Raw genomic sequence first — 12,038 nt, 5'->3', positions numbered from 1 at the left:
CGCCGCCGCCGAACTCCGGGCCCGGGGCGGCCATGTGGCACTCGCCTCCGCACTCGACATCTCCCGCGACCCGCGCTGGGGCCGCACCGAGGAGTGCTTCGGCGAGGACCCGTACCTGGCCGCGCGACTGACGGAGGCGCTGGTCCGCGGCGCGCAGGGCAGCGCCTCCCCGGACGGCTGCTTCGCCGCCGACAGGGCCCCGGTCGTCCTCAAGCACTTCGCCGGCCAGGGGGCCACCGTCGGCGGCCGCAACTCCGCCGAGTCCGAGCTCGGCCGGCGCGAGCTGGACGAGATCCATCTCCCCGCCGCCCGGGCCGGCGTCCGCGCGGGCGCCGCCGCCGTCATGGCCGCGTACAACGAGGTCGACGGCATGCCCTGCTCCGGCAACCGCGCCCTGCTCACCGGACTCCTGCGGGACGACTGGGGTTTCGAGGGCCTGGTCATGGCGGACGGCCTGGCCGTCGACAGGCTGGCCCGCATCACCGGCGACAAGGTGTCCGCCGGGGCGCTCGCCCTCAACTCCGGTGTGGATCTGAGCCTTTGGGACGAGGGCTTCACGCATCTGGAGGAAGCGGCCGAGCGCGGGCTCGTCGAGGAGACCGTGCTCGACACCGCCGTCGCCCGGGTACTGCGGCTCAAGTTCCGCCTGGGCCTGTTCGACGGGACCCGCACGCCACCCGCGCCGGTCGGGGGCGAGGAGATCAGCAAGGAACTGGCCCGCGCCGCCGTCACCCTCCTGCGCAACGACGACGTACTGCCCATCGCGGGCGACGTCTCCCGCATCGCCGTTCTCGGGCCCCAAGCCGCCACCACCGCCCACCAGTCGGGCGACTACACGGCTCCGCAGCGCCCCGGTACCGGCAGCGCCGTCCTGGACGCCCTGCGCCGGCTCGCCCCGCCCGGACTCGACATCCGGCACGCCCGAGGCTGCGCCCTCACCGGCGGCGACCTCTCCGGGATCCCGGCCGCGATCGCCGAGGCCGCCGCCGCCGACCTCGCCGTGCTGGTGCTGGGCGGCAGCAGCGCGCGCGGCGCCGACACCGAGTTCGACGCCAACGGCGCGGCCCTCGCCGCCGTCGGCCACATGACCTGCGGGGAGGGCGTCGACCTCGCCGAACTCCGGCTCGGCGCCGCCCAGTACGCGCTGCTGGACACCGTCGTCGCCACCGGCACGCCCACCGCGGTCGTCCTGGTCCAGGGGCGTCCGCACGTCGTCCCGGACACCGCGCCCGCCCTGCTCACCGCCTGGTACCCGGGACCATGGGGCGGCGAGGCGATCGCCGAGGTGCTGCTCGGGCTCGCGGAACCGAGGGGACGGCTCCCCGTCTCCGTGCCGCGTTCGGCCGCCCAACTCCCCGTTTACTACAACCACAAGGACACCGAGTACGGCGGCTACGTCGACGGGAGCGCCGAGCCCGCCTCCTCCTTCGGGCACGGACTGGCGTACACGGACTTCGCGTTCGGTACGCCCCGGCTCGACGGCCGTACCGTCGCCGTCGAGGTCACCAACACCGGTGCACGCAGAGGGCGTTCGATCGTACAGGTCTATCTGCGGCGGATGATCACCGCGACCTGGCCGCGCACCCTCGAACTGTGCGCGTTCGAGGGCGTCGACCTCGCGCCGGGCGAGTGCCGCACGGTCGTGACACGACTGGGCGCCGACCGGCTGGCCGGCGCCGACGTCGTGCAGATCCGGGTCGCCTCCTCGGCACGGGCGGCCCTGACCGCCGTACCGCTGACCCTGGACCTCAGATCTTGACCGCTCCCGAGGACACGCCCTTGTAGAACCACCGCTGCATGATCACGAACAGCACCAGCACCGGGATCACGGAGATCACCGAACCGGCCATGACCATGCGCTGGTCGTAGCCGAACGACGAGCTCTGCAGGCGCGAGAGTCCCAGCGTGAGCGTCATGTGGCTCTCGGAGCGCAGCACGATCAGCGGCCACAGGAAGTCGTCCCAGGCGCTGATGAACGTGTTGATGACGACCACCATGATCGCGCCCCACGCGGACGGCAGATACAGGTACGTGAAGCGCTGCCACTCGTTCGCGCCGTCCAGCATCGCCGAGTCCTCGATCTCGCGCGGTACCGCGAGGAACGCGCCGCGCATCAGCAGGACGTTGATGGCGCCGACGAAGCCGGGCAGCCACACGCCGGCCAGGTTGTCGACCAGGCCCAGGTCGCGGATGCTGATGAACAGCGAGACCATGATCGACTCGAAGGGGAACATCATCGAGGCGACCAGCACCACCCAGACGGCCTTGCGGCCCTTCCAGGCGGGCTTGGAGAGCATGTAGCCGGCCGTCGTGGAGAAGACCAGCTGGCTGGTGATCGACAGGGCGACCACGACCAGGCTGTTCCTGATGTACGACCACACCGGTACCTGGTCGAAGACCGTCCGGTAGGCGCGCAGCGTCGGGTGGTGCGGCAGCAGCGTGGCGCCCGCGCCGAAGACGTCCTCGCTCGTGCCCTTCAGGGAGGCCAGCAGCTGCCACAACAGGGGCCCCACGGTCAGGCCGAGCACCAGGAGGAGGAGCAGATAGCGGACGACCAGCTCGCGCGGGCGGCCGTAGTCACGCCAACGCGGCATCAGGCGACGGCCCTTGGCCTCGACGACACTCGTCGTCATGACTCGTCCTCCTTGGTCAGACGCTGCGCCAGCAGGGTCAGCCCCAGCGTCAGCGCGAACAGGGCCACGCTGACGGCCGAGCCGTAACCCGCGTTGCCGGTGATCGGGTCCAGGCCGACGTCCCGGATGTAGAACGGCAGGGTGCGGTCGGCTCCGCCGGGGCCGCCGGTGGAACTGCCGAGCATGTAGATCTCCGTGAACACCCGGAGCGAGCCGATGCCGGTGAGCGTGCCGACGAGCATCATGGCCTGCCGGACGCCGGGGACCGTGATGTGCCAGAAGCGGCGCACGGCACCCGCGCCGTCCATCTGCGCGGCCTCGTGCAGTTCCTTGGGCACGTTCCCGAGGGCGGCCAGGTAGAACACCATGTACCAGCCGAGGCCCTTCCACAGGGTCAGACCCATCGCGGACAGCAGGATCAGCCACGAGTCCGACAGGAACGGGATCGCGGACTTGATCAAGTGAGCTTTCTGCAGCCAGGTGTTGACCAGGCCGTCGTCCGCGAGCAGCCACTGCCAGCTCAGGCCGACGACCACGCTGGAGGCCAGCACCGGTGTGTAGAACGCCGATCGGAAGAAGCCGATGCCGGGGAGGTTCTTCTCCACCAGGACGGCCAGCATCAGCGGCAGCAGCACCATCAGCGGGACGACGATCACCGCGTACAGGACGCTGTTGCGGGTGGCCAGCCAGAAGTCGTCGTCCTGGAGCATCCGCGTGTAGTTGTCGAGTCCGACGAAACCCGCGGCGCCGCCAAGGGGTTTGGCGTTCGTGAACGACAGCACGACCGTGTTGAGGAACGGGAACACCCCGAAGACCACCGCGCACCCGATCGCGGGGGCGGTCCACAGCCACGGCAGCCACCAACGGCGGTACATGGCAGCACCGTTGGCTCCTGGGGCGGGACCGGGCAGAGCTGCCTTGGCGAGTCGGCGGAGGCGGGACGGGGCCGGGCCCGGCGCGGAGGTCCTGGCCTCCGTGCCGGACGCCGGGTTCATGATCTGTGCCGTCACTGTCAGCTGCCCTGCTTCAGCAGCTCGTTCGCCTTCTCCTGGGCGTCCTTGACGGCGTCCGCCGCGCTCTTCTTGCCCTGCATGGCCAGCTGCACCTGGGCCACGATGGCGTTCTGCACGGCCGGGGAGAGGTCGGTCTGGTTGGTGGAGGCCGTCTTGAGCTGGTCGGCGACCAGTTTGCGGGCCTGGGAGAACGGGTCGGTGCCGGTGACCTTCTGGAAGAACGGGTCGTCCAGCGACTTCGACGTGGTCGGGAAGATGACCACGTCGGGATCCTTGCACCAGGCCGTCTGGTTCTCGGCGTCGGTGAGGAACTCCGCGAACGCCAGCGCCACCGGGGCGTGTTTGCTGGTCGCGGCGACCGAGATGTACTGCGGGGCGCCGGCGGAGGCGACACCGAGGGCGTCGTAGGGCTGCTGGCCGACGGCCGTCCTGGCGTAGACCGACGGGCTGTTCTGCTTCACGAACCGCACGAAGCTCGGGTTCGTCGAACCGTAGGCCACCTTGCCCTGGCTGTAGAGGGTGGACGGGTCGTTGCTGGAGGACAGCGAGTCCTTCGGCATCGCGCCCTCCTTGTACAGCCTCGCCATCCACGCCACCCACTGGGTGGTGCGCGGGTCGTCGGCGAAGACGGCGGACTTGCCGTCGGCGGCCAGGACCTTGATGCCCATCTGGTCGAAGTCGGCGGGTATGCGCCAGACCGGGTTGGCCATCGTCGCGAAGAACTTGCCGTCGGCGGCCTTGGCGACCTTCTCGTAGTCGGCGAACAGCCCGAAGATGCTGGTCGGCGGTTTCGCCGGGTCGACGCCGGCCTTCTCCAGCAGGTCCTTGTTGTACGTCAGCAGGACACCGCCGGTGTACCAGGGCAGCGTGGTGTGGATCGCCTTGCCCGAGGCGTCCGCGAAGGTGGCGGTCTTCCAGAACGACGGGACGAAGGGCTTGGCGGCGTCGGGGTCCTTCGTGCCGATGTCGAGCAGGTAGCCGGCCTTCGTGAGGGCGGTCGCCGTCGGTGCGTTGACGTTGATGACGTCGGCCATCGTGCAGGCCTGGGCGTCGGCGACGGTCCGGCTGGTGAAGGTGTTGTCACCGGGGTCGTCGATCCACTTGACCGTGGTGCCGGGATGGGCCTTCTGGAAGTCAGCGATCACTCCGTTGAAGAAGTCGCCGAAGTCTTTCTTCAGGTTCGTGGTCTGGAAGGTGATCGTGCCCTTGACGTCCCCGGTCAGCTTCCCCGAGCCGACGTTGCCCTTGTCGACCTTGCAGGCGCCGGCGGTGGCGCCCCCGTCGCCGGAGCCGCCGCCGGACAGACCGCAGCCGGCGGTTGCCAGCGACAGTGCGGCGATACAGGTCAAGGTGCGGGTCAGTCTTCTTGCGTGCATGTGATGGGCCCTCCTGCGACCGGGCGAGTCAGGAAATGCAGCTGGTTCAAATCACCAACTTGGATTCCGATTGATGAAAATGTGGACCAGAAGTCATCGGAGGTCAATGCCTGGCCGTGTTGCGTTTGGATTCCGTACGGCTGGGAGAGGCGCGTCAGTGACGGTGCTCGTGGTCCGAATGGCCCGGATCGCCCGGGTGTTCGTGACCGGGCGCGTACCCGACCGGGCCGCGGGCGAGGTCCAGCCAGCCGAAGAAGGCACGCCGGCCCGCCGCACGGCGCAACTCCCGCCCCACGCCCTCGCGGACGGTCTCGTAGGGGAGGACGTCGCCCGGCGCGGTCCCGCCGAAGGGGTCGACCCCGCGTCTGAGCGCGTCCGGGGTGAGGAAGCGGTCCAGGTTGCGCGCGTAGTAGTCCCGCACGTCGGCCTCGGGCACCACCTGCTCGGCCTCGAGGGCGTCCAACAGCACTCGCGCGGCCGCCGAGTGGGCCAGCGCCGCGGCGACGATGCTCCCCAGGTCGGCGACATCGTCCCCGGCGACGGCGAGCAGCCGCTCCGCGGACGCTTCGGGCGGCACCTCCAGCCTCCGCGCGGCGCACTCCCGCCGCGCGAGTTCGTCGGCGACGACCACTTGCGTCGCCCAGCGCCGCCGCTGCCGCTCCGCCCGCGCGAGCGACTCGGCCCGACAGGACGCGGGGTCACGAGCGGGAACGGCGGCGAGCAGGGCGTCCACCCGGGCCCTGGGGACCGCGTCGGGACCGATGAACGCGGCGTCTTGATCCACCTCCTCACACATCCGTCACCTCCAGCACCACGGCCTCCGTGTACGCCACGCAGCCGTGCCACGCGGCCTTCGCCAGCAACCAGTACGAGCCGGGCGGCACGGCCGAGCCGTCCACCTCGATCACGGCCTCCACCCGCTCCCCGGGGGGCACCGTGAAGCCCTGGAGGCCCGGAACGACCCCAGGCCAGGTGCCCCACGGGGAGACGGCCCAGAGCTGGCCGGTGACCGGGCCCCGGGTGGTGTTGCGCAGGGCGACCGGGACACGGGCCCGATCCCCCCGCCGTACGGTGGCCCGCTCGGCGCCCAGCGTGCACACCAGGCCGGATCCCGCGGGCGGCCCGCCGGGGACGTCCAGGCCCACCACGTCCTCGTACGTCTGCCCGCCGTACGACAGCCGTGCGGCGAGCCGGTGACGGCCGGGTCCGGCGTCCGGCGCCGGCGTCACGGTGACCTCGGCCAGCGTGAACCCGCCGGGGCCCAGCGCGTACGGCAACGAAGCTGGCTCCGCCGTCCACCCGTTCGGCACCTCGAAGGCCACCGTGCCGGACACCGGCGCGTCCGTGAGCTCGGAGCTCACCCGGACCGTCGTTGTGACGGGACCGGCCGCGGTCAGGGACGTGGGCGACAGGTACAGCGCGACCGGCATGTTGCCGCGCGGCGCCGGACCCGAGTTGTGCAGCCAGTACCGGGTGCCGACCGGCTGGGCCGGCTCGTGCGCCGCGACACCGGGACCCGGGCACCCGGCGGCGGTGACCGGCGTCGCGAGCACCGTGGCCACCTCGAAGCCGCCGAGGTCCACCGCCAGCGAGCCCTCGCCCTCCGGGGCCAGCGGCTCTCCCGTCCTCTCCAGTACGTCCGCTCGTGCGCCGCCGGCCCACCCGACGGGCCCGCGCACCCGCGCCCGCACCGGCTGTCCGTTCGCCTCGTGCACCCGCACCACGATTCCGCGTCCCGGATCCACCGCGTCCGTACCGCCCCGGGCCAGCGGCGAGCCCACCGGCTTCAGCGCGTCGAGGATCACCTCGCGGGCGGGCTCCACCGACAGCAGGCAGGCCGTGCGGGCCAGCGACGGACCCCCGCCCCCGCCCTCGCCTCGTACGCGTCCTGTCAGCGGATGGTTGTACGCGTGCCCGCGGGCGGGCAGCTCCAGCTTCCGCCAGTCGCCCTCGCCCCCGACGACCGCGTACTCGAAGGTGTGCGACCAGCGCTGGAGCTGGAACGCCGAGCCGTCGGGCGCGGTGCGCCGGGGCGGGTCGACCCAGATGCCGGAGGGCCAGCCGGTGCAGGACCGCATCAGGGACATGTAGAGGTCGCCGGAGGCGGTCACCACGCAGCCGGGTGTGCCCCGGTTCAGGACGGCGAAGCCGCGCCCGTCCCAGGCGTCACCGGGCGGGAGGGCCTCACCGCCGCCCGCAGCGGTGGCCGACACGGTGAAGTCGGCGAGGTCGGCGACGAGCGCGTCGACCGCCCTGGCGTCGCCCGCGGCGTCCGGGCCCGCGATCACGAGCAACGGCAGCCGCTCCAGGTCACGGAGGTCCGCGCCGGGCACCCACTCCTCGCGCAGGGAGGCGCGGGGCGCGACCCAGACGGAGGCCGTCCCCCGGTCGGCGAGCTGCCGGCGCAGCTCGCGGGCCGCCGCCGGGTCCATGGCGAGCGCCTCGGCGACCAGCGCGTTGCGGTCCGGTCCGCCCACGGCGATCCGCAGGTCGGGCAGGTTGGAGTCGACCTCCAGGTCGCCGTAGCGGGGGCCGCCCGCGATGGTCGAGGTGGCGGTGACCCCCGTGCGGACCAGGGCCGCCGCGAGCGGGGCGCCCAGCTCACCGGCCTCGTCCCAGTCGGCGTACACCAGCTCCGCGACGCCGACGGACCGGTGGCCCAGCAGCGTTCCGGTGTCGTCGTGGACCGCGACCCGGGCTGTGGAACCGAGGCCGAACCAGGTGTTGGCGGGGTTGTCCAGCGTCCACGGGAACCGCTCGCTGTCCACCTCGACGAATCCGAACCCGCGCCCGATCACCGCGTCCGCGACCTCGTGCACGGGCAGCCCGCCCCGCACGTCCGAGGGCCAGCGCACCCGGATGAGGCGGTCCGCGCCGTCGTACCCGTCGATCGTGGTGGCGGCGTCGAGCCGGTCGACGCCCGTCCACAGGGTCAGCCGCTGCGTGTACGAGAACAGACCGAGGTCGGCCCGGACGGTGACCCGGGAGCCGGCGGGGGAGTGCTCGACATCGATGTCGGCGGTGACGTCACCGCTGCGTGCGACCGTCGTGCCGGTCGGGGTCAGGTGCCAGGGGCCCTCGCCGAAGCGCGGGTGGCGGGGGTACTCCTCCTGGACGACGAGCTCGTTGCCGATGTCGCCGGGGCGCAGCAGCTCGCGGCCCCCCTCGGCCAGGGCCCTGAGGCCGCTGACGGCGCCGCCGCGGGCCGGGTCGACCGTCACCTCGTAGAACTCGTTGCGGATGGTCGTGCCCTCGCCGGGGAACCACTCGGGGACGCGACCCGCGGTCAGCGGCAGGGCCTTCAGGCCGAGGCCCGGGACCTCGGGTACGACGACCGTGAGCCTGCCGTCCTGCTCGCGTACGGCGGGCAGCGGCCGGGAGTCGTCGCCGAGGGGGACGAGACCCGGGTCGTCGACGGTGAGCACGTCCCGGCGCTGCCAGGTGGCGGAGTTGAAGACGACGAGGTCCGGCCCGCTCCCGGGCTGCACGCCGTCGGCGAGCGCCTGCGTGGCGTCGGCGTGCACGGTCTCGGCGAGGTCGGCCAGCTCCCGCCAGCCGGTCAGCAGGTCGATGTAGACCTGGTCGGACTCGGAGCCGGTGATGGCGTCGTGGTGAGCGCCGTACACCAACTGCCGCCAGGCCTTGTCCAGGGCCGCGTCCGGGTAGGGGTGCCCGGTGACCAGGGAGGCGAGGGTCGCCCAGGCCTCGGCGTCGGCGAGGAGCGTCTCGCCGTACCGCTGGGCCTGCTTGGTGTCGATGTAGGAGACGTCCTTGCCGGTGTAGACCGGGTTCATGTCGCGGGTCTGCGGCGAGGCCTTGCGGCCCTCGGCCGCCAGCTCGGCGCGCACGGCGGCGAAGAAGTCGCGGGGGATGCCGCTGACGAAGCGCGGCCAGACGTAACGGGCGTTCCAGTCGCGGTGGATGGCCATGACCCAGCGGCACGGCGGCGCGTAGTCCCCGCCGACCGGCAGCAGCACGTTGCGGGTGAGGGCGACCTGCTTGAGCCCCGTGAACAGCTTGAGGGCCTCGGCCTCCGCCTCGGGCAGCGTCGGCGCGTTGTCGATCCGCCAGCCCGCGCCGTAGTGGTTGACCATGTACGCGGTGAGGATGCCGCGCCCCGAGGGGGCGATCCAGTCGAACTCCGCCGGGAACTGCATCCGCTTCGGATCCCGCGGCTCCTCACCGAACACGGACAGCGTCGGCCCCCACTGGTGGAAGGGCCCGCGCGCCCACGAGCTGGAGCTGACCCCGGCGTCCGCCATCAGCCCGGGGAACTGCGGGTCGTGCCCGAAGGCGTCCAGCTGCCAGGCCGTCTCCGGGGAAGCCCCGAGGATCGCCCGCTGGTACCCGTCGCCGTACAGGGCGTTGCGTACGGTGGCTTCGGCGCCGGTGAGGTTGGTGTTCGGCTCGTTGTAGGTGCCGCCCATGATCTCGACCCGGCCGCTGCGGATCAGCTGGCGCAGGAAGGCGCGCTCCTCCGGGAAGGCGTCCCAGTACGGCTTGAGGTAGTCGACCTCCGCCAGGACGAAGGTGTACGCCGGGTCGCGCCGCGCGAGATCGCAGTGGGCGCGCACCAGGCTCATCCCGGACTGGCCGCGCGAGTCGAAGGTGCGGGCGGCCAGGCCGGTGACGGCCGTGTCGTCGGCGACGTCCCAGGTCTCGGTGTAGGCGGCCTGGGTGTTCCACCAGACGGGGTCGTAGTGGAAGTGGCTGACCATGAACATGGTCCAGCCCGGCTCGGCGACGGTGAACTCGCCGCCGAGGTACGCGACGTGGTCCCCGTCGGTGGCGGTGACCGTCATCGGGCCGCTCTCGCCCGTCACCGGGATCTCGGCGCGCACGGTGCCGTCCTCGCCGACGGTGACAGCCGTCTCCCCGACACCGAGGGCGGCCCCTTCGACGGTCAGCCGGATCGTACGGCCCGGTATGTGCTCGACCTCAACCGCCACCACCTGGTGCGGGGTCTCGGAGCTGCCGACGAACAACTCGGTCGACTCGACGGAGGTGACGCGCATGGGTCTCCTAGTGAGTGGAAGAGCCCCATCCTGCACCGCTTGGATGATTCAAACAACCACCTTCGAGTATCTCGGGTGGTTCATCCATGCATACCCGGCCTGGATCCGCCTGTGTCACCGGCCCCGGCGGCTCTTGCGCGCGTGCTGCGGGGTGATGTGGTCGGTCAGTGCCAGGGAGGCGCTGGAGCGCTGGTAGGTGAGCTGCGCGACCCGCACGTAGAGACAGTCGATCAGGACCAGCACGGAGTGCCTGCCGCCGATGCTGCCGGTGCGCCCGGGGAAGCCGGTCTCCGTGGGGGAGGCCGAGATGAGCCGGATGTCGGCGGTGCGGGCCAGCGGTGAGCGCGGGTCCGAGGTGATCGCCACGGTGGTCGCGCCCCGCTCGCCGGCCAGCTCCAGCGGCTCGATGGTCTCCCGGGTGGCCCCCGAGTGCGAGATGCCGATGGCCAGGTCGGCCGGCGTGAGCAGGGCGGCGGAAGTGGCGGCGCCGTGCACCTCGGACCAGCCGCGCACCGAGCAGCCGATCCGGAACAGCCGGATCTCGGTCTCCTGGGCCACCGCGCCGCTGCCGCCGACGCCGTACACGTCGATCCGGCGGGCCCGCGCCATCGCCTGGGCGGCGCGTTCCATGGCGTCCATGTCGATCCGGTCGATGGTCTGCTGCACCGCGCGCAGGTCGGCGGCGCCGACGACCTGGACGACCCGCTCCAGGTCGTCGTCCGGGGAGATGTCCGGGCCGATCTCGGCGCTGCCCCAGTCGGAGACCTCGCTGCGCCCGCGTTCCTGGGCCAGCTCGATCAGCAGGTGCTGATAGGAGTCGAGTCCGATGGCCCGGCAGAACCGCGTCACCGTGGCCTGGGACGTACCGGTACGGCGGCCCAGCTCGGCGGCCGAGCAGTGGGTGGCGGCGGCCGGATCCTCCAGGATCAGCTCGCCGACCTTCCGCAGGGAACCGGCCAGCCGGGGCAGCTCGGTGCGGATCAGTGTGGTGACGTCCGTCGCAGGCATGCAGAGAAGGTACCAGTCACCCATCTGTGCCTTGAGTGAATACCAGGACCGCTGTACGGTTTATCGATTCACTCGATGATGATTGTATGGTGGTTCAAGCCATCAGAAGGAGTGAAGCGTGTCCGTCGAGTCAGTCAGTGCCCAGAGCTTCGCCGAGCAGAGCCTGGCCGTTCTCCGTCACGTCACCGAGTCCGCGCGGGACGATGTGCGCCGCGCCGCCGAGCTGATCGTCGACTGTGTCCGCGCCGACGGTGTGGTCCAGGCGTTCGGAACCGGGCACTCGCAGGCGATGGTCCTCGAAGTCTCCGGCCGCGCGGGTGGACTGGTGCCGACGAACCGGCTCCAGATGGCCGACCTCGTTCTCTTCGGCGGCGACGACCCCGGAGTGCTGGACGATCCGCTGCTGGAGCGCGAGCCGGGCATCGCCGCGCGGCTCTACGACCTGGCCGCGCCGCGAGCCGAGGATCTCTTCGTGATCATCTCGAACTCCGGGGTGAACAGCGTCATCGTGGAGATGGCGCTCCACGTGAAGGAGCACGGGCACAAGCTCCTGGCGATCACGTCGCTCACGCACACCCGCGCCGTTCCTGCCGGGCATGCGAGCGGGAAGAAGCTGATCGACCTGGCCGACGTGGTGTTGGACAACGCGGCGCCCGTGGGGGACGCGATGCTCGGGCTGCCGGGTGGCGGTGCGGTGTCCGCGCTGTCCACGCTGACCGGGGTGACACTGGTGCAGATGGCGGTCGCCGAGGCGTCGGGCTTGTTGCTCGCGGCGGGGGAGATGCCGCCGGTGTACGTGTCGGCGAACGTGCCCGGTGGCTTCGAACGGAACCTGGAACTGGAGAAGAAGTACGCGGGGCGGATCCGGCGTACCGCAAGTTAGGGGTCGGGCGGGAAACTGCGGCTGGTGGGGGTGGCCGGGTACGAGGGCGAGGTCCCGCGGGCGGACCCGGACCGGGTGCGCGCCTACCTGCGCCGCCTGGTCGCGCTCGC

The 12,038-nt window shown here is 71.7% G+C and carries 8 protein-coding genes; 2 read left to right on the top strand and 6 right to left on the bottom strand.

Going from position 1 to position 12,038, the window contains the following annotated elements; all coding sequences use genetic code 11:
• A partial coding sequence (locus tag ABZ646_RS27265) for a glycoside hydrolase family 3 N-terminal domain-containing protein (RefSeq protein ID WP_360524129.1) occupies positions 1-1,759 on the top strand: 1,759 nt, incomplete at its 5' end.
• Here ABZ646_RS27265 and ABZ646_RS27260 read toward each other — a convergent pair.
• From ABZ646_RS27260 to ABZ646_RS27235, 6 genes are all read right to left on the bottom strand, one after another.
• Positions 1,749-2,633, bottom strand: coding sequence for a carbohydrate ABC transporter permease (locus tag ABZ646_RS27260; protein WP_360524126.1), 885 nt, complete (start codon positions 2,631-2,633; stop codon positions 1,749-1,751). The two genes, ABZ646_RS27265 and ABZ646_RS27260, sit on opposite strands and share 11 nt — an antisense overlap.
• A complete protein-coding gene (locus ABZ646_RS27255) occupies positions 2,630-3,628 on the bottom strand; it encodes a sugar ABC transporter permease (RefSeq protein ID WP_360524132.1) in 999 nt (332 codons plus the stop codon). Before ABZ646_RS27255 ends, ABZ646_RS27260 begins: the two co-directional genes overlap by 4 nt.
• Positions 3,629-3,645: 17 nt before the next feature.
• Positions 3,646-5,022, bottom strand: coding sequence for an extracellular solute-binding protein (locus ABZ646_RS27250; protein ID WP_360524123.1), 1,377 nt, complete (start codon positions 5,020-5,022; stop codon positions 3,646-3,648).
• Positions 5,023-5,176: 154 nt separating this feature from the next.
• Complete coding sequence (locus tag ABZ646_RS27245; protein ID WP_360524120.1) at positions 5,177-5,818, bottom strand: peptidyl-prolyl cis-trans isomerase; 642 nt, start codon at positions 5,816-5,818, stop codon at positions 5,177-5,179.
• Positions 5,811-10,037 (bottom strand): NEW3 domain-containing protein, encoded by a 4,227-nt coding sequence (locus ABZ646_RS27240; RefSeq protein ID WP_360524117.1) that lies wholly within the window; start codon positions 10,035-10,037, stop codon positions 5,811-5,813. The genes ABZ646_RS27245 and ABZ646_RS27240 overlap by 8 nt, the downstream gene beginning before the upstream one ends.
• A 114-nt stretch (positions 10,038-10,151) precedes the next feature.
• Complete coding sequence (locus ABZ646_RS27235; protein ID WP_360524114.1) at positions 10,152-11,045, bottom strand: MurR/RpiR family transcriptional regulator; 894 nt, start codon at positions 11,043-11,045, stop codon at positions 10,152-10,154.
• 118 nt (positions 11,046-11,163) lie between these two features.
• Between ABZ646_RS27235 and ABZ646_RS27230 the strand changes: the two genes are divergently transcribed.
• The gene (locus ABZ646_RS27230) at positions 11,164-11,928 is read left to right on the top strand and encodes an SIS domain-containing protein (protein WP_360524111.1); all 765 of its coding nucleotides are present in this window, start codon (positions 11,164-11,166) and stop codon (positions 11,926-11,928) included.
• Positions 11,929-12,038 lie beyond the last annotated feature (110 nt).

It is taken from the genome of Streptomyces sp. NPDC007162, assembly GCF_040634175.1.
Taxonomy (GTDB): domain Bacteria; phylum Actinomycetota; class Actinomycetes; order Streptomycetales; family Streptomycetaceae; genus Streptomyces.
This window is presented reverse-complemented; position numbering and strand designations above follow the sequence as displayed.